Source organism: Chitinophaga tropicalis (assembly GCF_009758205.1).
Classification (GTDB): Bacteria; Bacteroidota; Bacteroidia; order Chitinophagales; family Chitinophagaceae; genus Chitinophaga; species Chitinophaga tropicalis.
In genome coordinates this window covers 31,690-54,885 of record NZ_WRXN01000022.1, presented here as the reverse complement: position 1 = coordinate 54,885, position 23,196 = coordinate 31,690, and the positions used below count along the sequence as shown (strand labels likewise).

Sequence of the window (23,196 nt, the reverse complement as noted above, 5' to 3'; positions counted from 1 at the left end):
GGTAACACTGAACGGCACAGTAGTGAACGCGACCGGAACAGTTGCGGGTCTGCCTGCCGGTAGTTATGCCCTGCATATTACCGATGCCAGAGGTTGTATAAAAGATTCCACTATAGAGATCGTTCATCTGTATCCTGAGCTGAAGATAGAAAGTGCCGTAGCGCATGATATCCGTTGTTTCGGAGAAAGCGGTAAGATAGATATCACTGTTTCCGGTGGCAATGGAGTGTACACCTATTCACTCAATGGCAACAGCTATACCAATGGCGCCGCGCTTGGCGCCGGAGTTTACCATTTAACGGTTACCGATGGCAAGGGTTGTTCGGTGACTTATCCTGATGCTCTTGAGATCACCGCTCCCCCAGCAGCCATGAGCTTTACCACAGTGCTATCAGATTATAACGGCTATAACATCTCCTGCGTAGGTGGCGATAATGGATATGCACAGGTAACGGCAGCAGGCGGTTATGGCGGTTACACTTATGCCTTGGATAATAATGCTTACAGCAATGATGCCATGCTGGCCCATATCAATGCAGGAGTTCATGCTATTCGCGTGCAGGATGCAAAGGGTTGTATAGTATCAAATAACTATACCTTCACACAGTCATCCCAGGCAATCAATATCAGCCTTGTGAGGAAACAGGATGTAAGTTGTGCAAATATACCGGCCGGTAGCTTGACAGTAGCAGGCAGCGGCGGAACAGGAACTTTGCAATACAGTCTTGATGATACTTACTGGCAAAGCAGTCCGTCCTTTAACAATCTTATTGCCGGTAATTACAATGTACTGGTAACAGATATAAACAGTTGTAAGAGCTCTTTATCAGTACAGGTTAACTCAACCAGTCCTGCTATTGTAACTGATAATATAAATGCCCATGATATTGTGTGCTATGGAGAGAAAGGTACTATTGAAATACAGGCTCATGGTGGAACAGGTACACTAACGAATGAATATGCCTGGAATGGGAACAGCTATACTTCCTTCTCTAATACAACTCCGCTGGAGACCGGTACATATACTGTTCGTGTAAAAGATGCGCAAGGTTGTTACTCAGCTGTGTCTGATGCTATCACCATTACCGCTCCTTCTGCTCCGTTGAATGCTGTTATCACCACATCAGATTACAATGGTATGCAGATATCCTGTTATGGACTGGCTGATGGTGGATTCAGTATTGCTGCAAACGGAGGCAATGGAAGTAGTTACACAGGCTATCAGTATAGTGTCAGCAACAGCGCTTATACCGGTAATAGTACTTATTCCGGACTGACTACAGGCACCTATACAGTAAAAATAAAAGATAGCCGTGGCTGTATCAGTACTCAGCAGGTTACACTGAATCAGCCTTCCGCGCCTTTGTCGCTGAAGGTATCTTCCATAGAAGATCTGGTCTGCGGTGCTAACCCAACAGGTGTGATCAATTTACAATCTGCCGGAGGTACTACTCCCTATACCTATACATCTTCAGATACCTGGCAGGATGCCCCGGTTATCAGCGGACTAACATCAGGCGATTATACAGTACAGGTAAAAGATGCCAATGGTTGTACAGCACAACAGTCCGCAACCGTGAAGACAAAATATTCAGCCATCAGCGCAGTGGCAGATATAGATTCCGTGATCTGTTATGGTCAGTCAAACGGTGCTGTAAAACTCAATGTAACAGGAGGCGACGGAGTGTATACCTATGAATGGAATACGCCTGGTAAATCAGGAACTAACCTTCCCGCCGGTACTTATACAGTTAAAGTAACAGATGGTAAAGGTTGCTTCCAGTCCTTTAGCTATGAGGTTGGCCAGCCGGAGCTGCTGACTTTACAGGCCGTGGCGCCCGCTATCTGCGATGGGTTAAGAGAAGGGACGATAGATGCACAGGTTAACGGAGGTATTATTCCTTATCAGTATTCCCTGAACGATACAGAATGGAGAGCCGGTAATTATTATACAGACCTGCGCTCAGGTAACTATCGTTTGCAGGTAAAAGATGCGAATGGCTGTATAGTGAACAAAGACCTTACCATAGGTACGATCAATGTAATGCCAGAGGTAGACTTCCTTGTAGCTTCCCGCAAGAACGCAATGGATACGCTTGCTATTACAGAGATCAGTGTACCAGCACCTGACAATGTAAGCTGGACTTACCACCCTGATGCGCAATTCCTTGGTTATAATGAGAAGGGCACACCAATGATCAAGTTTACAAGCCCGGGCACGTACTGGGTCGGTATGACAGCCAGCTTTGGCAGCTGTTCCTATTCAGTAAAGAAAGAGCTGGTGATCAGCGCCTACGATCCGCTGGCAGGACCGGGATATAACATGCCTGTTCATGTAATAGATACCGTAATGTTATCACCTAATCCCAACAATGGTCAGTTCAACTTCAGGGTGAAACTGAACCGCAAACAGCAGGTGGTAGCTTATGTGTATGACATGAACGGAGTTATAGCAGGCAAAAAGCAGTATGCCCCAACGTTGCAGATCGACGATTCCTTTACGGTCGGCGGCACACAGACAGGCACCTTTATATTAAGAGTAATTACAGAAAGCGAAAGTCGTGACGTAAGATTTATTATTTCACGGTAAAAGCCACAACTGAAATAAGTATGAACCTAAATTTACGCTGTACTCTGGTAACCTTATCGCTGATCATTGTTTCAGCAGGCGCCCGGTCCCAGGCACTGGACCAGCTGGGAGTCAAAAAGGGCGTCCGCATGAGCGGCTCCATCAATGCCAGCACCACGCTTTACAATGCGAACGGCATTGAAAGCCGTAGAGACCCTATGGCCTGGTACCTGAATGGTAACATCAATATCAACATGTTTGGTTATGATATGCCATTTTCTTTTAGTTATAGCAACCAGGGCCAGAACTATTCACAACCCTTCAACCAGTTCCGTTTTGCACCTTCCTATAAATGGGCAAGGGCCTACTTCGGTACCACAAGCATGACCTTCAGTAACTATACCCTGGCCGGGCATATGTTCAATGGAGTAGGAGTGGAGCTATCACCCGATAAATGGCGTGTCTCAGCAATGTATGGTACTCTGCTGAAAGCTGTGCCTTTTGACGTTGCGAAGCCGGAGAGTTATAGCCGCGCGGCCTTTGAACGGAAAGGATACGGCCTTAAAATAGGTTATGAAGATAATGGTAATGCCTATGGTATTTCATTCTTCAGGGCTAAGGACGATGCCAGCTCCATCCCCTATATCCCTGACGATGCCACTATCACGCCCAGAGAGAACGTAGCTGTTGCTTTTAACGTGCGTCAGAGCATTGCGAAACGCGTTTTCGTGGATGTTGAATATTCAGTGTCTGCATTGAACCGCGATGTTCGCTCAGAGAAGGATGCCTTTGACAGCAGCAGGGGCACTTCCAACTTCCTGAATCATTTCCTGTCACCCACGCCCAGTACCCGTTATTTTGACGCTATACAGGCAGGATTGGGATATACCGGCAGCTTCTATACCATCCAGCTGCGTTATGAACGTGTGGCGCCGGACTATGTAACGCTGGGGGCTTATAACGTAGTGAACGATATGAGGAATATCACGGTGGCGCCTACCCTGCAATTGCTTGGAGGAAAGATCAGCCTTGCCGGTAATGTGGGAGTGCAGACCAACAACCTTGACCATAGCAAGACAAGCGATGCCCGCCGTTGGGTGGTGAATGCCAATGCAGGTGTGGTACCTAATGAACACTGGGCTTTCAACGGTGGTTATTCCAACTTCAGCAATTATACACGTGTTCGTCCGCAGGTAGATCCTTATTTCAACAACCCGCTGGATACACTGGATTTTTACCAGGTGAACAATACCTATAATGGAATGGTGATGTATCGTACAGGCACCAAAGATCGCCAGCACGCTATTACTTTCAATACATCCTACCAGTATGCAAGCGACAGAAGCAGTGCAGAAGATGCGGACCCGCAGCTCAGCAAGTTCTTTACTTCCAATGTCAGCTATTCTTATAATCTGCAGCCACAGTCGCTCTCTATGAGTGGTGGAGTGAACTATTACAAGAACACTGCGAGTGGGTTGAACACTACCTTTATGGGGCCGAGCGTGAACGTAAATAAGCAGTTCTTTGAAAAGACATTCCGTGCCGGGTTTAATTCTGCCTATAACGTGACACAGGCGACCACAACCGTTGAGAATGCGACAGTGAAGACAAACAGCACGCTGTTCAACGCCGGCCTGAATTTTAATTATTCCCCTAAACCCAAACAGTCTGAAGGTGCAGAAGGAGGAGAAGGAACTAAGAAATTCTTTAATAAACAGTCACATAATATCGGGGCAACCATCATGTGGATGATAAGGGGAGCAGCTGCTTCCCAGCCCGGTTATAATGAGTTGACAAGTACTATTAACTATACCTATTCATTTTGATCATGTCCCGTATAATCCGATACCTGTTATGCCTGCTGTCATTCTTTATATTACAGCAGACAGCCCGCGCCCAGCAATTCCCAGTTTCAGCGAGCACCCAGATCATCCCGCCTTACAGCGTTTACCTTCCCGACTATGCAGTACCGGGCAGCGATAAATTACGGGTGATACTGGTTCAGAATGACCTGACCAGACCCTCTTACGATGTAAGACTACAGATGACTGTAGAGCGGAACGGTACGGTAATTATGCGGACAGCCCCTTCATTTACCCCTAAACCACTGACGCTGAGCCCTGGTGTTCCTACTATTATAGGAGGCACAGAGCTGTATGACTACCTGAACTCTGTTAATATTGAGTTCAGCGGAGGCTTTAGCCGCGATGAATACGAACGCACCAAATCCCTTCCGGAAGGCGCATACCGTGTCAGCTTCACAGCTTACGACTACCGCCGTTCCCAGGTACAGGTAAGTAATGTAGGCGCCAATGTGTTCTTCTTCCAGAAAAGCGAACCGCCTCTACTGAACCTGCCCATCTGTGGCAGCAGGGTAGAGAAGCGTGACCCCCAGTTTATGAACTTCAACTGGAGCACACGTAACTCTCCCAATCCATTGCCAGGCAGTGGAACAGAGTATGTGTTCTCTTTATATGAGATAAAACCCGCCGGCAGCAACCCTGATTATATTCTGCGAACAGCCCGCCCCATCTACACCATCACAACAGAAAGTAATACGCTTGTCTACGGCCCGGGAGAACCGCTGCTGACAGACAGCATGCAATATGTATGGACAGTACAGGCCCGCGATAAGAGCGGGCGTGACCTTTTCAGCAACCAGGGTCTGAGCAAGAGCTGTACGTTCACTTACCTGGGTAATAACCCGTTTGCTCAGTTTAACATCGGCAAACCGACATTATCAGGCCGTTCCAACGGACAGCGCAGCATCCGCCTGTCCTGGCCGCTGGCGCCTTCAGATGCTGCTTATACAGTAGAAGCTTACCGTTTGCAATACCGTGCTACTAAAAAGAACGGGGTAGAATTTGACTGGCTGACAGAGGAGAAGCAGAAGGATACTGCTTTTACAGTTAACAGCCTTGAACCGGGGCGTAGTTATGAAGCCCGCCTTCAATGGAGAGTAGCAGGCGTTTATGGTGCTTACAGTGACCTGGTGACCATCACCACAGACACCTTGAAACCTTTTGTGTGTGGCGATGCTACGCCTGTAAATGCTACAACGAACAATACTCCGCTGGCAGCCGCCAAAATAACAGACATCGTAAGAATAGGTCATTTTGATGTGTTGCTGACGCAGGTGAGTGGAGGTAACGGAACTTTCTCCGGTGTTGGTCGCGTGATCACTCCTGGCTTTGGTATAGGTCTGAAGATGGAGTTTAAGAACATCACGATCAACAGTGATATGCTTGTAACCAAAGGAGAGATGTATGCTGCCACAGAAGGAATAGACAAGTTTGTGAAGGATAAGCTGGATGAACAGCGTGGCGGTAATGATGTAGGTCAGGTAGTTACGGGCGATATTGTTCCTGACATTAAGACTAACCTGTACATCTTCTCAGCCGCAGATATCAGGGTAGATACTACTGCCAGCACGATCACACTGAAAGACAGCAAGACAGGAGCGGAAGAAGTGATCAACTACAAGGATAAAGGCAAGACATTACCGCTTGTGTTAGAGGATGCAGGAGGTAACCTTTATAATATAGATAAGAGTGGTAAAGTTACTTCCGCAGGTAAACGGGATTCTTCCCTGGCGGGCAATGCCGCCGCACTGGCCGCATTGAACACCTTACAGCTGGATAAAGGCGAGGTAACGTTCAGCGCACCATCTGACAGTAAGTATGCCTTTGACGCATGGAAAGACAGTTATGCCGGTAAACCTGTATTGGATAGCAGTTATGAACTGCTGGCAGAAGGCAAGTACAGAGTAAGTGCGAAAGCCATACAACCAGGCGTACAGGATATAGCGATCGCCACGTTGAAGAATGGTGCAACGGGAGTGGCTGACAGTCTGAAGTTTGTAAGTGGTAAGGGTATCTTCTATCCATCCAGCAAGGAAGGAAGCACCTATAAGATAACTATTACAGGAGGTCCTGCGGGAGATGCGCAGGAAGTATATGCCGTTTTCCCGAAAACAGGTGGCGGTTATACCAGCATAGGCAAGCTGCTGGTGGTTAGCTATGGCACCTTACAGAAGAAGGTAAAACTGATCCCGATCGGAGAAACCACTACAGTACCTGTATCTGCGATAGAGAGCAGCCTGAAAACGGCTTATGAGAAGATAGGCGTAAGCTACACAGTAGAGGTAGATGAAAGCTTCCGTTCTGATATGAGCTGGGACCTTAACGGCGATAAAGCATTACAGGATAGTAAGAGCGCTTTCCTGAGCAACGGCTTTACCGGAGAGGAGAAGGCAATGAAGAAAGCCTATAAGAAGTCTCATGACATAGATGATAATACTGTCTATCTGTTTGTGATAAATGAAGTAGCGCAGTCTGATGGTGACCTGGCAGGCAAGATGCCACGTCAGAGTCAGTTTGGCTTTATCTTCTCCAAAGGGGTAGCATCAGAGAAAGTGGGGCGCACCGTAGCGCATGAGATTGGACATGGTGATTTCACCCTTGAACATACCTTCAGTGCCGGTATTGGATTACCTAAGGCCACTACTGAAAACCTGATGGATTATAACAGCGGTTATGAGTTACTGAAATACCAGTGGAACATTGTTCATGATCCGGGAAGCGTATGGGGCATTTTTGAAGATGATGGTGAGAGTACGCTTTTCTATAATAACTACTTCCTTATTAAGGACCGATTGCTGAAGGATGTGCCGGATGCAGATTACCTGGATAACGACAGTATAAACTATGTAGTTCCTGATGGACGGATTATCAGGTTGGGTAAGGACTTTAAAGTTTCATTCGGCGGTTATCTGGTCGTAATAGGTACTTCTAACGCGTCTGGCATGTCAAAAGATGCCATTGGAGTTATCACAGGATTTAATAAAGGAAATACTTATTGGGGTGCCAGATTCTCCGGCGATGGTACCTTCAGCGGTTTCTACTCTGGCAATACTGCTTATTCGTTTAAAGAACAGACAGGTGAACGGCTTGTAGTGGCAGGTGTGGAGTTCTCTAAATGCCAGTTGGCCATCTATTCAGGTATATACCAGGCTAAGGCTGTTAAATACACTGCTTTTGATGAAATACCATTTAAGGATAATAACAGGAAACTGATAGGCGTCAAATCTATAGAAGGAAAAGAATGTGTTGAATGTACGCTGAAGCTTGAAAATAAACCTGCTGATGTACAGAATGTGCTGAAGGAATACTATGTTAATCCGAAAAGCTCCAAACTGGACGATCTCATGGAAAGTGTGAGTGAGCAGAATATGAAGAATTTCCTGTGCGTAGACGAAAGGTTTGAACTGATCAGGAATATTTCAGACGGGTTTGTTGTTGGAGATGATGATGAAATGTCCATCATAAAACTGATCAGAAGTACTCCTGATGACCAGGTGAAGGACATGCTCAGCCGTTTTGATAAAGACAGTACTGGTTTACTGGCCACTATATTCTCTTCTATTGATGGTGATGAGTTGACAGAATATTTCAGTGCAATGTCGCAGCTGTTTATCAGGAGTAAATCTGCTATAGAGTGGGCCACTATTTATGATGAATTTGACCTGGCAGCCGGCAAAGTGCAGCACAGTATGAATGGCAGGGATTGCAATTTCTGGTATGAGATGGCTAGACAGGCAAAAGTTTTTGTTACTCATGCATATAATGGAGAAGGAGTTAATACAATACATTATACATTACCGATGGAAGCGCCGATATACGACCAGTATGGAAGAGTTGCGGTTTCTTTCCGTGATAATAACTGTACGCTCAATATTCTCCATCAGACATTCAGAACCCGTCCTTTTGAGTTGATAAGATTATTGTCTTATACCAAAGAAGGGAATATAACGGATACTTATGCGCCGGCACTTTTCCTTGGTTATATCACAAATAACTATAAGAATTTTGATATCAATGTAGCGTTAAATAAGCTGATAGTAACGTTAGCTGCAAAACAGCTTGGAACAAAAGGAGCTACTTTCTGGACTTATTTGTGGGCAACTGCAGACCTGATCGTTGCCAGCGGGAACCTGTATATTCTGAATGAACAGGAAGCATTAAGTAAAACAGAATCGGGTAAAGCATTCATCGAGAAATGGCATACGGTTAATAAATACCTGGCTATAGGACAGGGGGTGCGTCTGCTTTACGGTCTGGCTGAAGTTCGTGTACCTTACAAGATATCCATACAGGAATTAAAGACAGCTTATAACGAGTGGAAAGCTTCTGATCTTGAAACGCTGAGGAAAACCAACCCGGAGCTGGCAGAAAAACTGGAAGCTTTTGGCCTGAAAGGAATTGGTGAGCTGGAGAATTTATTGGCAGCTGCAGAATTACAGGCAGAGAAACAGGCATTGGACGCTGCTCAGATAGGGGAACGTTCTGTGACATTGGGCGAAGATCTTGGCAAAGCAACCGGTTGGATAAGTAAGGGAGCTGATGGGGACTTCTTCTATATACTTGTACATGGAGAAGGTAGCACATACAAGGTATTGCATAATGGCGTAGATATTGAAATTCCCCATAATTCTCTTGCCCGCTGGATAGAAGAACAGAATATTTCCGCTGAAAGTAAACTGGTGTTGGTATCTTGCGCCAACCTGGAATCTGCACAGGCATTAAGTAAGACACTGAACCGTCCGCTGGCGGCAAGCCCTGGATTGGTAAGGCTGTATGATAATGGTGCAATTGAAGCTGAAGGAGGATTTAGGTGGTTGGACCCTAAAGGCGCTGTCAGTGATGCACAGGCTATAAAAGTAGGCAGGGAGATAGCTGTAGGAGAGGATTTTATAGAACTGGGAAGTAAAGTAAAAACCACAGTACTTGCCGATGGGGTTGTAGAAATAGCGCAAGGCAGCAAGGTCATGGCCCGGTACTCAAAAGGTAAATTTTTCGAGCTTTTTAATATGAAGAAGCCGATCTTTGGGGGCTCTTCAATTGAATTATATGAGGGAACAACCACAGTAACAGGAGTACTTGAAGATGTAAATACAGTTTACTTTAGCCGTTGGAAGAAAATTCTTGGAAACACTTCTGCAATGGGTGAACGCAATGGCGGAATAAATATGTTAAGATCTGATCAGTGGATTGCAACACAGAATAAGTATGAATATCTGAGGTCTGCAGACAAGCTGGCAGCTGAAACGCAAAACTTTATAGCAAAAGGATTGGATGCTGATGCAGCAGGAGCTGCGGCGACAAAACTGTTGGATGGCAGGTTCTGGAAAGCAGTAACTGATGAATTCTGGATAAAAGTAAACAAGCCATGGATGGAAGAAGCAATAAAGAGAGGAGACCGGTTCAGGTTCGTTTCTGATCCTAACCTGATTTCAAACCTTAAGAGATTCGAGAATGGTGTGCCTCAGTTAAATGAATTCGGAGAAGAAATAAGAACTATTTACTCCCTGGAACTTGACTTGCTGAGAGAGAATGGATACGTTATTCCGAGAACCGGTAATACATGGTCCGCAATTAAAAAGTAAATAAATGGAGGAAAGGTATAAAAACAAAGATTTTATGACCATGAAAATGCTGGAAGAGGTACTTTCAGCATTTTCATGGCCAGCGCCATACACTTTGCTGGATGGTTTGCCCAACCATATCGTGGTACGCTTTCCACATTGTGATTTTAGTTTTGAAGTAGGCTTTGAAGCAAAATTGCATCTGGGTATCTGGCCGTACCAGAGAGATGATAACCGTTTTGGCCTGAACGATGCCTTGCTGGTACTTGTACCGGAAGCTAAAGAGAAAGGGATTAATTTCCCTGTTTTACAGGATTACCCTTCAAAGGCGCCTTCTAAGAAAAAGACGCAGCATGAGATAAGAAATCTCTGTATTATAATGCAGACTTACTTACTACCATCTATCCAGGGCGATTTTAGCTGGATAGAAAAGTATGATGAAATAAGAAACCGGATGCTGGGCGATTAGCCTGGCATCCGGTTTAAATCTATTCAGAAAGGTTATCTCGCAAATAACAATATCAGCTTAATAATAATCAGTATAATCCCGATAATACCCCATATAGAGATACCACCCCCTCCGCCATCACTATTACCCGCGGAAGCCTGGGCGCTTTCCCTTACCCTCTCAATTGACTGATACAACGCATCCGCATCATAAGTAGCCTGCGCATCCGCTTTCAGCTGACGCACGTTGGTAGCCATACTGGATGCCAGCTCAAAATCCCTGTTCATTAACGCTTTTGCCGTGTTTACTATCTGTACGGCAAATTTTGTACGGATAGACTGAAACTCAACAGGCAGGTAGTTCAATACACAGATCACCATAATACCACTGGTCTCTTCCAGCTCAGCAGGTACAATAAAACCACCTTGTTGTATCTGAAGAGAGGTATTCTGTAACTGCCTCAGCTTCTGTTCCAGGTGTTGTTCAATAGCAGCAAAAGCTTTCTGCTTATGGCTTACATCCAGCAGGATAGGATTACCAGCTACATCACCCATCAGGTTGGTGTCTTTGGTATCAAAGCTGCGGATCACAGCAGCGGTATATACCGGTTCGTAATAAGGGGAGATAAATGCCAGGAATGCCGGATCACTGTAAATGGTCTCTTTGGCAAATTTGGCATTTTTACGCATTGTACCTGTTTCAAGGAAATACGTTAACGCCTGATCATTGTTGATAAAGGTGCGGAACGACTTTTCCGTTTCGGAAATATTCGGGTCCCAGGTTTGTGATGTATATTTCATTCGGGTATAATTAGCCAGGTAGTTGCAGGGATGTAGTCATATATTGTCCGGCTGCAATATACAATTTAATTTAATATAATAATTGACTGCTTTTTAACCATCTGGGCATATCAGTCCACCTTTAGTCCCCCTTTAGTTCGCCTTTAATCCACCTTTAATCCACCTTAAAAGCATGTTTCAAGCATGTCTTAAGCATGTCTTAAGCATGTTTAGTGTATGTATTGCGGTACCACTTTAGCCCCACGTGACCCCACATTACCCCTTTACAAAAAACGCTTTCTCTTTGAAGAAAGCGCTTTTTGTAATCTTTTTATAGGAACATCCGCCGGTTTAGTTCTTTTTCAGTTTATCCTTAAACACCTTCTTGAATTTCTCCAGTTTAGGCGCTATCACAAAATGGCAATAAGGCTGAGAGCCATTTTGATTATAGTAATTCTGATGATAATTCTCCGCTTTGTAGAATTTATCTATAGGAGAGATCTCCGTTACTACCGGCTCATCGTATGCCCCTGAGTGTTGCAGCTTATCCTTATAGAATTCCGCCAGCTTATGCTGTTCTTCATTATGATAGAAGATAACGGAACGATACTGGGTTCCCACATCATTACCCTGCCTGTTCAGCTGGGTGGGGTCATGGCTTTGCCAGAAAGCCTGCAGCAGTTCCTCGTATGTGATCTTTGAAGGATCGTAGGTTACCTGTATCACTTCCGCATGACCGGTAGTTCCCGTACATACCTGCTCGTATGTAGGGTTGGGCACAGTACCCCCGGCATAGCCGGATTCTACTTTTAACACGCCATCCAGGTACTGAAACTGCGCTTCAGTACACCAGAAACAACCGCCGCCAAACGTGGCCTTCTCGGTTTTTACATTGTTGCTTACTTCCATATCTCCGGGTACTTTATCTTTTGAAGGTTTGCCCTGGGCACATGCAGTGAAAGCAATTGCCAGCAAACAGCTTAATAATGAGTATCTTCGCATGATTTTTAAATGTTGAAGTGTCATTTCTGGTCAAGGGACAGATACCCCCAACAAGTTAAATTACGACAACATTGAGGTATTAGATCGACAAGTTAAGTAACTTTAACATTCTTTTTGACAGGCCGGGGCTGGTGCGGTTTGTCAGAAACCAATTTTAACCGTCTGTAAACAAAGGGTTTACAGGCTTTGTATGGATAAGTAAGATGAAATATTTTCCCGAGTCAGCGCTCGTGCAGCTGGAATTTGACAAAGTACAGGCATTATTACAGGAGCATTGTAAAACAGAGTTGGGTAAACAGATGGCGGAAGACCTCCGTTTGCATACCCACATAGATTATGTAAGAACAGCCCTCCAACAGGCGCACGAATATAAGCAGCTAACCCTGCTGCAGGAGCACTTCCCGAACGACTACATTCTTAACCTGAAAAATGAGCTTCGTCTCCTGAGCATTCAGGGCGCCGTATTGAGCGGCGAACAAATCATGCAGCTCCGCAAACTGGCGGAAAGCATGCAGAGTATAGTGCGTTTCTTTGATCACGATAGACGGGTGCAATATTCCGCCCTCTTTGGTGTGATCACGCATACCCATTTCGAAAAGAAGATCCTTGTTCTGATAGATGATGTGCTGGATGAAAATGGACAGGTAAGGGATAACGCTACCCCCGAACTGGCCAAAATACGTATGCAGCTTTTCCGCAAAAGGAATGAGCTGCGCAGGGCATTTGACAGAGTACTCAGCAAACTGAGTAAACTGGGATACCTGGCAGACACAGAGGAAGCTTTCCTTAACGGCAGAAGGGTAGTGGCCATCTATGCGGAAAATAAACGCATGGTGAAAGGTATCCTGCATGGGGAGTCAGATACCCGCCGTACCGCATTCGTGGAGCCGGAAGAAACAATTGAGCTGAACAACGACGTGGCTTCCCTGGAAAGAGAAGAGAACAAGGAGGTCTACAAGATACTCCGTACCCTGACAGGTGCTCTTTCCCAACACAGCCAGCTGCTCAATAACTATCACGAGATACTGGGCGAGTACGACTTTATCCGCGCCAAAGCAAAACTGGCACTGGATATGGATGGTAACTATCCCATGCTTAACCCGCATTCACAGGTACACCTGGTAGAAGCCTATCACCCCCTGCTGTTACTCTATAACCGCCGCAACCAGAAACCCACTATCCCCATCAGCGTGAGCCTGGATAAGGATAATCACATACTGGTGATCAGCGGACCAAATGCGGGCGGTAAAACAGTTACGCTGAAAACATTAGGACTTATTCAGCTGATGTTGCAGGCAGGTTTGCTGGTACCGGTACATCCCAGCTCCCAGCTGGGTATCTTCCGTCAGCTTATGATCCATATTGGCGATACCCAATCCCTGGAGTTCGAGCTGAGTACCTACAGCTCCCATCTCAAGAACATGAAGTACTTTATGGAGAATGCCAATGGCAGGACCCTCTTCTTCATAGACGAGTTGGGTAGCGGTTCCGACCCTAACCTGGGAGGTGCCTTTGCAGAGGTCATCATGGAAGAACTGGCCAAGAAACACTCCTTCGGAATAGTAACTACCCACTACCTTAACCTGAAGGTAATGGCCAATAAAGTGAAAGGTATCATTAACGGCGCCATGGGTTTTGACGAACAGAACCTGCTGCCGCTTTATAAGTTGATTGTCGGCAAGCCGGGCAGCTCATATACTTTCTCTATTGCCCAGCGTATAGGACTGCATCCTTCCCTGATTTCCCGGGCGCGTAACCTGGTGGACGAAGGACATTTCCAGCTGGATAAACTGCTCAACAAGGCAGAACAGGACCTTCAGAAAGTAGAAGCTAAGGAAAAAGAGCTGCAGAAGCTGCTGAAAGAAAATGAACGCCTGAAACGTGAATATGAGATATTATCTGATAAAGAGCGGAAAACCCAGCAGTTCACCGCTATGAAGCTCCAGAACAAGATCAAGGAAGAGGAGCTCCAATACCTGAAAGATATGGAGCGGAAGATGAAGCAGATAGTGATAGAGTGGAAACGCACGGAAGATAAGCAGAAAGTAATGAAGCAGGCGGAAGCGCTGTTGTTCCGGAAAAAGGAAAAGCAGATCAACGAACGTTTTGAGAAGAAAGTACAGGAAAGATTCCTTGAAATAACAGGAGAGTGTAAAGTAGGGGATCAGGTAAAGATCCGTAGTAACGGCCAGGTCGGTAAGTTGCTCGAGATCAGGGATAAGAGAGGCATTGTGAAGCTGGGTAATATCCCGATGAATGTGCTGCTGGCAGATCTTGTACTGGTGAAAGAACGTCCGAAAGAGAAAAAGGAAACTGCTAAATAATAATGGCCTTTTTTATAGGCCGGAGAAAAACACAGAAAACGCTTTTACCGCCGGTAAAGGCGTTTTTTGTGTTTTTACGCAGATTTTTTACAGGAAAAATAATTTTTTATTTATTTAGCCGGCTAATTATTACCTTTGGCCCATGAAAGAACCGCTAATGTGCAGCACCGTCGGCTACCTGCTTATGCGGGTCTGCAAGGTGCACAGGAACAAAGGTAACCAGATGCTGGCTGCCTATAACCTCCATGCAGGCCAGGAGCAATTTCTGCAGGAAGTGATGTGCAACGGTGCGATGACGATGAACGAACTGAAGGATAATCTTGAAGTAACACCCGCCACAGTGACGCGTATGGCGGAACGGCTGGAAAAAAACGGCTTTCTTACAAAGGAAAAATGTTGCGCCGACCAGCGTGTGGTCAGGGTAAGCCTCACAGAAAAGGGAAAAGAGGCAACCTCCCAGATCATTGATACCACCTGGAACAAACTGGAACAACAGATGTCAAAGAATATGAGCATGGAAGAAAAGATATTATTAAAGCGTTTGCTGATGCAGGTACTGGATAATCTGGAAGAGGAAGAATAACCGTTTTTCCTTTTTTTTGATTTATTTAATTAGCCGGCTAATTAAATGCAGGCAGGAAAAAGAGGGGTAAAAGGGTGGTATTAAATTATCGAGTTCTATATTAATTATTTAAGTTACTAGGATAATAGATTGGATTTTTTACTTTTGCACTACTATTAGTCTGTTACGAAACGTTAATACTACTTATTACCTGCTCCTGTCTGAACCGTCACATATCGGTCATCCTACTGTATATGTTATCGTGAACCCATTATTAATAACAAACTGACAAGTGTTATGCGGAACAATGTATCCATACCCGTTTACGACTATGCGGACGTAAATAAGATAGATAATCCCGTAAAGGGTTTCCATATAGACCGTACTACATACCTGGTGAAACCCGATGATGTAATGGAACCTCACAGGCGTAACAATTACAGCATCACGCTTGTACTGTCAGGCGAGACTACACAGTATATTGACTTTAAGAAATATACAGTGAAAGCGCCGGCTATGATCATGCTGTCTCCTGACCAGGTACATCAGCATACCGGGAATAGTTTATCTGAGATTGTCAATATTTCTTTCAACTGTGATTTCTTCATGGGTGAAACTGTAGGCACAGGACTGCTTTGCTGGGCATGTATGTTTGAAAGATCAGTGATAGAGCTCACCGATGAACAGCTCAGGGAATTAATGAGCTTTGTGAGGCCCATGCTGAGAGAAATGGAAAACAATCTGCCACTACGTGAAATGATATTGCGCAATCAGCTGAAATCTTTGCTGACAGCCAGCTCTCGCTTCCCGCAGATCGATATTGCTTCCATGCAGACAGATACATTGCCTAACCGTATAGTACGCCAGTTCAATGAACTCTCAGACCTGCACTATAAAGATAAAACACAGGTAGCGCAGTATGCAGATATGATGTTCGTTACGCCAGGTCACCTGAACGATACTATCAAATCAGCGTTGGGTAAAACCGCAAAACAGATCATTGATGAGAAACGTATCATGGAAGCGAAAAGACTGTTGTACTGGGGAGATGTAAGTATCAAGGAAATAGCGTGGCAGCTTAACTTTGAGGATGACGGATACTTTAACCGCTTTTTCAAGAAACATACCGGGTTCACACCTGCAGGGTTTCAGAAAGGCGCCCGTGAAAAGTACAATTAATACCTTAATTAGTTAAATGAATTTCGTTTCTATACGTGCTACATTTGCATTAATCTATCTATTAACAGTGTTTCCAGGAACTAAACTAAAACCGTAAGCACATGAACTATAAACATCAGGCCTGCTAACAACTTTTTTGGTTTTTTCTTAGCAGTTTATCAATCACTCATTATCTCAACGTAGTCCTTGACCGCGCTGCATTTGTAACTTTTTCTCTTCCCCTGAACAGGGAACAGACAGAGAACCTATGTCACTGGCCGTCATTATTTATCTGTGATTACAGGCAACTGTATTGCAGGAGAGGACGACTATTGCCACTCACAACGTAAAATAAACAGTATGAACCAGTTTTTGCAACACATGAACACACACAGGCCCGCAGCCTTCCTCTATAGTGTAATGATATTGGCTGTACTTTCCGGCTGTGCATCATCATCAGCCAAGCCAGAAGGAGGAGCGCCTCCTGCACCGTCATTGCCTGTACTGAAAGTAGCTGAAGTACCTGCTACTACTTACCGCGAATACAACGCCGCCCTGGAAGGAAAGGTAAATGTGGAGATCAGGCCACAGGTAGACGGATACCTGGATAAGATCTTCGTCGATGAAGGCGCTTATGTGAAAGAAGGACAACCCCTCTTCCGCATTAATGACCGCCCTTATCGTGAACAGCTCAGCAACGCTTCTGCATTACTGCTGGCCGCACAGGCAAATGAAGAAAAGGCTTCCCTCGAAGTATCCCGCCTTACACCGCTTGTACAGAACAACGTAGTTTCTGACATCCAGCTGAAAACAGCTACCGCTGCATACCAGGCGGCAAAAGCAAATGTTGCGCAGGCTCAGGCACAGGTAAGCAATGCCCGTATCAACCTGGGATACACACTCATCACTGCACCCGTAAGCGGTTACATTGGCCGTATTCCTTTAAAGACAGGAAGCCTTGTAGGTCGCGGAGAAACACAACCCCTCACCGTGCTCTCTGACGTGAAAGAGGTATATGCTTATTTCTCTATGAGCGAAGTTGACTTCCTCCGTTTCAAGGATAAAACAAAAGGTAATACCATCGCAGATAAGGTAAAACAACTGCCTCCGGTAGAACTGGTAATGGCCGACAACACCATCTATCCTGAGAAAGGCCGTATCGAAACCATGGAAGGACAGTTCGATAAAACAATGGGAGCTGTTAGCTTCCGCGCTGTTTTCCCGAACGCATCAGGCCTGATCCGCTCCGGCAATACCGGTAAGGTGAAGATCCCTGAAGCTTTCGCTGCCGCTATCCTGGTGCCTTCAGAAGCTACCTTCGAACTGCAGGACAAAGTATTTGTCTTTGCCGTGGGAGACAGTAATAAAGTAACCAGCAAACCTATCCGCATCTCCGGTAAAAATGGTAACTGGTATTTTGTAGAAAAAGGAGTGAGCGCCGGCGAGAAGATAGTGTATACAGGACTGGACCGTCTTCGCGATGGCGCTGTAATAGCACCTGAAACTATCTCCCTGGATAGTCTGCTCAAAGCCAGACCGCTTTAATTATACGTGCAGACAGCGTACCCCCGTGATGGCAGCTGAAGGCTGCCGGGGGGAACTCTACGCTTTTCTCACAACAGATCCATCAGCTAATTAAAAGATTATGTTAAGAAAATTCATAGAAAGACCGGTACTGGCAACAGTGATCTCCATTATCCTGGTGCTGCTGGGATTGTTATCACTGGTCACTCTCCCGGTTACGCAGTTCCCTGATATCGCACCTCCAAGTGTGGCGGTAACTGCCTCTTACCCGGGTGCAAACGCTGAAGTAGTGGCCCGTTCCGTGGCCACACCCATAGAAGAAGCCGTGAACGGTGTGGAGAACATGACCTACATGACCTCCACTTCCAACAACGACGGCTCCATGACCCTCAACGTATATTTTAAACTGGGTACAGATCCGGACCTTGCTGCCGTGAACGTGCAGAACCGTGTATCCAAAGCTACCAGCCTGCTGCCAACAGAAGTTGTAAGCGCAGGTATCACCACACAGAAGCAACAGAACAGTATGATCATGGTGGTGAACCTGGTGAGCGATAAAGAAGATTACGATGAGAAGTTCCTGCAGAACTATGCCAAGATCAACATCATCCCGGAAATACAACGTGTAACCGGTGTAGGTCAGGCAATGGTGTTTGGCGCTAAAGATTACTCCATGCGTATCTGGTTACAACCTGACCGCCTGGCCGCCAATAACCTGTCTCCACAGGACGTACTGGCCGCCATCAGGGAACAGAACCTGGAAGCCGCTCCTGGACGCTTTGGCGAAAGCAGCAAGGAATCCTTTGAATATGTGATCAAGTACAAAGGAAAACGCAATAAGAACGAACAATACGAGAACATTGTTCTGAAAGCCAATCCGGATGGATCTCTCCTGACCCTGAAAGATGTGGCCCGCGTTGAATTTGGTTCCTTCACGTACAGCAGTGATACCAAAGTGAACGGCAAATATGGTATTGGTATCGCTATCTATCAGACTGCAGGGTCCAATGCGAATGATATACAGGTGTCTGTAAATGAGCTGATGAAGAAAGCGAAAGGATTATTCCCCCAGGGCGTGGATTACTTTAATATCTACAGCACCAAGGAATATCTGGACGAATCTATAGAGCAGGTACAACATACCCTGATAGAAGCCTTTATACTGGTATTTATCGTGGTATTCATCTTCCTGCAGGATTTCCGTTCCACCCTTATTCCTGCTATTGCAGTACCGGTGGCTATCATAGGTACTTTCTTCTTCATGCAGCTGTTTGGCTTCACCATCAACCTGCTTACCCTCTTCGCCCTGGTGCTTGCCATCGGTATAGTGGTGGATGATGCCATTGTGGTGGTGGAAGCGGTGCATGCCAAGATGGAACGTATCAGGATGTCGCCACGTAATGCTACCATTGTCAGCATGCAGGAAATATCCGGGGCTATCATCTCCATCACCCTGGTAATGGCTGCCGTGTTTATCCCGGTAGGTTTCATGCAGGGGCCGGCAGGTGTGTTCTACCGTCAGTTTGCCTTTACGCTGGCCATCGCTATCATCATTTCCGCGCTTAACGCGTTGACATTGAGCCCTGCGCTTTGCGCCCTGTTGCTGAAGAACCACCACGACAAGGATTCTCATAATGATAAATACGCCACTAATGGTTTTGGTAAACGTTTCTTCTCTGCCTTCAACACCGGCTTTGATGCTGTTACCAACAAGTACATTCACAGCCTCCGTTTCCTGGTAAGATATAAATGGATCACCTTCGCTGCACTGGCAGTAATATGCGGTGTTACCGTATACCTGGTGAAGAAAACGCCTACAGGCTTTATCCCTACAGAGGATAACGGCTTCGTGGTATACTCTGTTACCATGCCTCCGGGATCTTCCCTGGAACGTACCAGGCAGGTGATAGAAAAGGTAGAGAATAAGATGAAAGCGCTGGAGGCTGTAAACTCTTACCTGAGCGTTTCCGGCTTTAACCTCCTTACCAACTCTAACAGCTCTGCCTACGGCGTAGGTTTCGTAAAGCTGAAAGAACATTCTAAAAGAGGAAAGGTAAAAGATCTGAAAGAAGTAATGGGTATGATGCAGGGACAGCTGGCAGGCATCAATGAAGCTAACATCTTCATGTTCAACATGCCTACTGTACCAGGTTTCTCTAACGTGGATGGTTTTGAGGTGATACTCCAGGACCGTAACAGCGGACCTATTGATAAACTGGCTAATACAGCATACGGATTTATCGGAGAACTGATGAAACGTAAAGAGATCGCTTTTGCCTTTACCACCTTTAACGCCGGTAACCCGCAATACAGTGTGGAGATAGATGAAGGTAAGGCTAAACAGCTGGGTATCTCCGTATCAGATATCCTGCAAACCCTGCAGGTGTATTATGGTAGTACTTTCGCATCTGACTTCAACCGCTTCGGTAAATATTACCGTGTAATTGTACAGGCAGAAGCGCCTGCACGTGCAGAGCCTGGTTCTCTGAACAACATCTTCGTGAAGAACAACCTGGGAGAAATGGTGCCTATCAACACCGTTGTGAAACTGGAACGTGTATATGGCCCTGAAACCGTGACCCGCAACAACCTCTTCAACGCCGTTACCATCAATGGTCAGCCGAAACCCGGCTACAGCTCCGGCGATGCTATCAGGGCAGTAGAAGAAGTGGCGCAGCAATACCTGCCAAGAGGGTATACTTATGAGTGGGTTGGTATGACCAAAGAAGAGATTGCCGCCGGTGGTCAGGCAGGTATCATATTCCTGCTCTGTCTGGTATTTGTATACTTCCTGCTGGCAGCCCAGTATGAAAGCTACATTCTGCCACTGGCCGTTATCCTCTCTATTCCACTGGGTATCTTCGGTGTGTTTGTCTTCATTAACATCTTTGGTATAGACAACAATATCTATGTACAGGTAGGTCTGATCATGCTGATAGGTTTGCTGGCCAAGAACGCCATCCTGATTGTGGAATATGCCGTGCAGCGGCGCCGTAACGGTATGGGACTGCTGGCAGCAGCACTGGAAGCATCCAAGCTGCGCTTAAGACCTATCCTCATGACCTCGTTCGCCTTCGTGGCAGGTCTGATGCCGCTGATGAGAGCTACAGGTTCTTCTGCACTGGGTAACCGTTCCATCAGTACAGGTGCGGCAGGCGGAATGCTTACCGGTGTACTGCTGGGTATCTTTGCTATCCCGGTACTGTTCATCATATTCCAGTACCTGCAGGAAAAAGTAGGCCGCAAGCCGGAGAAACATCACGAAGACGAAGTGATGGTTTAAACAGGATATCATATAGCTCCTTTCCGGAACATATTTAAGATGATAAAGAAAAATATAATGACACTAAAATATATCAACGTTTCATTCGTCTGTTTATTTATAGTTGTAGGTATGGCAGCATGCCGGGTGGGCCGGAATTATGAACGGCCCGCCCTGGACCTGCCGTCACAGTTCGCAGATTCTGCTGCAACTGTGACCTCAACGGCAGACAGTAGTATCGCTACGTTGGAATGGAAACGGTTCTTCACTGACCCTACCCTCCAGGGATTGATCTCCAAAGCAGTATCCGGCAACTATGATCTTCAGTTGGCGCTGAAACGCATAGAATCTGCTGATGCTTACCTGAAACAGGCGAAAGTGGCCTGGCTGCCTTCTGTAAGCCTGAACGCATCAGCCTCTACGTCCATCCCGTCCAAAAACAGTCTGAATGGCAGAAACCTGAGCCAGTTCATAGGCACAGACCATATAGAAGACTTTAATCTGGGTGGTACCCTGTCATGGGAAATTGATGTATGGGGTAAGATACGCCGTCGTAAAGAGGCTGCATTAGCCAGCTACCTTGAAACATATGAAGGCGCACATGCTGTGCAGACAGGACTGGTGGCCAATATAGCCAACGGTTACTACAACCTGCTGATGCTGGATGCCCAGCTGAATATTGCCCGTAGCAATGTAGCGCTCAGCGATACAATCGTACAGATGATACGCCTGCAGAAAACTGCAGGTGAGGTAACCGAACTGGCAGTACAACAGGCGGAAGCACAACGGCAAACAGCCGCATTGCTGGTGCCTCAGCTGGAACAGGCATTAGCTATCCAGCAGAACACCATACGCATCCTTACCGGAGAACTGCCGGGAACTGTGACATATAATGCTACGCTTACCTCAACGCCTCTTAACGAGATGGTATCTACCGGCGTACCTGCTGCGCTGATCAGCAACCGCCCCGACGTAAAAGCCGGAGAGATGGCGCTGGTAGCAGCTAACGCAAGGGTAGGGGCCGCACAGGGTAGCATGTATCCATCATTGAATATTACTGCCAGTGGTGGTGCGAATGCCTTTAAAGCAGATAAATGGTTCGATCTGCCTTCCTCCCTTTTCGGTACAGTGGCAGGAGGTCTTACACAACCTCTCTTTCAGCGCAGAGAGTTGAAAACTCAGCTGGAAGTAGCGAAAGTAGAGAGGGAAGAAGCGGTGATCCGTTTCAGACAGCTGGCGCTTGACGCTATAGGAGAAGTGGCGAATGCCCTGGTGAAACTGGATAAGCTGAAAACACAGCAAGAGATAGCTACTGCCCAGGTCAACACTACGCATCTTGCTACACAGCATGCGCAGCTGTTGTTCAAAAGCGGAATGGCTAATTACCTGGAAGTGATCACAGCACAGGGAAGGTCCCTGGAAGCTGAGCTTACCCAGGCTGATATTACCAGGCAGCAGTTGAGCGCTTCTGTAGAATTGTACAGGAGCCTTGGTGGTGGATGGAAATAATACAGGACAGTTGTAATAGGTAGATAATGTTGTTAGCCCGGTAGCGCCACTACTCCATGTGGCGCTATTTATTTTTTTAAGGGATTATCTTTTAAACAGTCGTATATAAAATGAATTGTTATTCTTGGGGACCCCTATTGAAGCATACAGTTTATTCGCTACATCATTATCCGCATGCCCTTCCATTTCTACCCCCGCAAAGAGAGGATTATTCTTTTCTTCACTGATCAGTGAATTGATGAAGGTCTTTGCAATGCCTAACCTGCGGAAAGGCTTTCTGATAAATAACTCATCAACTCCCAGTATTAATCCCCCATACTCGTTGCTCCAGAACCTGAATACAATTGCATACCCCGCCAACCTGCTGTTATATTCAAGCATAAGCACTTCTCCCATATTACTGTTCTCTTCATAAAAGCGTAATGAGGCAACGATCCTGTTCTCTGTAAAATCTTTCCGGTTAACAACTTCATTGTACAGTTCCATAGACATGATAGTAAGTTCCTCAGCATCTGTTAACCGGGCTGACCTGTATGAAGTATTCATGCTATTCATATTCATAATAACGTGGCAGTGGGCTTTTGGGCCCAAATGTAGATATGCAGAAGATAAAAATCAATTTCCGTATGACGGAAA

13 protein-coding genes are annotated in these 23,196 nt (G+C 46.0%); 10 read left to right on the top strand and 3 right to left on the bottom strand.

Annotated features, from left to right (window positions below; genetic code table 11):
• The 4 genes from GO493_RS28965 to GO493_RS28950 all read left to right on the top strand — a co-directional run.
• Positions 1-2,590 (top strand): T9SS type A sorting domain-containing protein (locus GO493_RS28965; protein ID WP_157309736.1); only part of this gene is annotated, 2,590 nt, incomplete at its 5' end.
• Positions 2,591-2,610: 20 nt separating this feature from the next.
• Positions 2,611-4,395 carry a hypothetical protein gene (locus GO493_RS28960; RefSeq protein WP_157309735.1) on the top strand — a complete coding sequence of 595 codons (1,785 nt, stop codon included), beginning with the start codon at positions 2,611-2,613 and terminating at the stop codon, positions 4,393-4,395.
• Between the two features lie 2 nt (positions 4,396-4,397).
• Positions 4,398-10,013 carry a fibronectin type III domain-containing protein gene (locus tag GO493_RS28955; RefSeq protein WP_157309734.1) on the top strand — a complete coding sequence of 1,872 codons (5,616 nt, stop codon included), beginning with the start codon at positions 4,398-4,400 and terminating at the stop codon, positions 10,011-10,013.
• Positions 10,014-10,017: 4 nt separating this feature from the next.
• The gene (locus GO493_RS28950) at positions 10,018-10,461 is read left to right on the top strand and encodes a hypothetical protein (RefSeq protein ID WP_157309733.1); all 444 of its coding nucleotides are present in this window, start codon (positions 10,018-10,020) and stop codon (positions 10,459-10,461) included.
• A 32-nt stretch (positions 10,462-10,493) separates the two neighbouring features.
• Here GO493_RS28950 and GO493_RS28945 read toward each other — a convergent pair whose 3' ends face one another.
• Both GO493_RS28945 and msrA read right to left on the bottom strand, forming a co-directional pair.
• The gene (locus tag GO493_RS28945) at positions 10,494-11,240 is read right to left on the bottom strand and encodes a hypothetical protein (RefSeq protein WP_157309732.1); all 747 of its coding nucleotides are present in this window, start codon (positions 11,238-11,240) and stop codon (positions 10,494-10,496) included.
• A 330-nt stretch (positions 11,241-11,570) separates the two neighbouring features.
• Positions 11,571-12,128 carry a peptide-methionine (S)-S-oxide reductase MsrA gene (gene msrA / locus GO493_RS28940; protein WP_198315862.1) on the bottom strand — a complete coding sequence of 186 codons (558 nt, stop codon included), beginning with the start codon at positions 12,126-12,128 and terminating at the stop codon, positions 11,571-11,573.
• A 296-nt stretch (positions 12,129-12,424) separates the two neighbouring features.
• Here msrA and GO493_RS28935 point away from each other — a divergent pair, with 296 nt between their 5' ends.
• The 6 genes from GO493_RS28935 to GO493_RS28910 all read left to right on the top strand — a co-directional run bounded on the left by GO493_RS28935 (position 12,425) and on the right by GO493_RS28910 (position 22,560).
• Entirely contained in the window at positions 12,425-14,545 is a 2,121-nt protein-coding gene (locus GO493_RS28935) for an endonuclease MutS2 (RefSeq protein WP_157309730.1), read from the top strand.
• Between the two features lie 142 nt (positions 14,546-14,687).
• Positions 14,688-15,128 (top strand): MarR family winged helix-turn-helix transcriptional regulator, encoded by a 441-nt coding sequence (locus GO493_RS28930; RefSeq protein ID WP_157309729.1) that lies wholly within the window; start codon positions 14,688-14,690, stop codon positions 15,126-15,128.
• Positions 15,129-15,404: 276 nt separating this feature from the next.
• Positions 15,405-16,286: an AraC family transcriptional regulator gene (locus GO493_RS28925; RefSeq protein WP_157309728.1), complete on the top strand. Its 882-nt coding sequence runs from the start codon at positions 15,405-15,407 to the stop codon at positions 16,284-16,286.
• 339 nt (positions 16,287-16,625) lie between these two features.
• The gene (locus GO493_RS28920; RefSeq protein ID WP_232539150.1) at positions 16,626-17,810 is read left to right on the top strand and encodes an efflux RND transporter periplasmic adaptor subunit; all 1,185 of its coding nucleotides are present in this window, start codon (positions 16,626-16,628) and stop codon (positions 17,808-17,810) included.
• A 100-nt stretch (positions 17,811-17,910) separates the two neighbouring features.
• Positions 17,911-21,072 carry an efflux RND transporter permease subunit gene (locus GO493_RS28915; protein WP_157309727.1) on the top strand — a complete coding sequence of 1,054 codons (3,162 nt, stop codon included), beginning with the start codon at positions 17,911-17,913 and terminating at the stop codon, positions 21,070-21,072.
• A 57-nt stretch (positions 21,073-21,129) separates the two neighbouring features.
• Complete coding sequence (locus GO493_RS28910) at positions 21,130-22,560, top strand: efflux transporter outer membrane subunit (protein WP_157309726.1); 1,431 nt, start codon at positions 21,130-21,132, stop codon at positions 22,558-22,560.
• Positions 22,561-22,644: 84 nt separating this feature from the next.
• On the opposite strand, the gene GO493_RS28905 is transcribed toward GO493_RS28910, so the two are convergent.
• On the bottom strand, positions 22,645-23,106 hold the full coding sequence (locus tag GO493_RS28905) for a GNAT family N-acetyltransferase (protein WP_157309725.1): 462 nt from the start codon (positions 23,104-23,106) through the stop codon (positions 22,645-22,647).
• Positions 23,107-23,196: the final 90 nt, after the last annotated feature.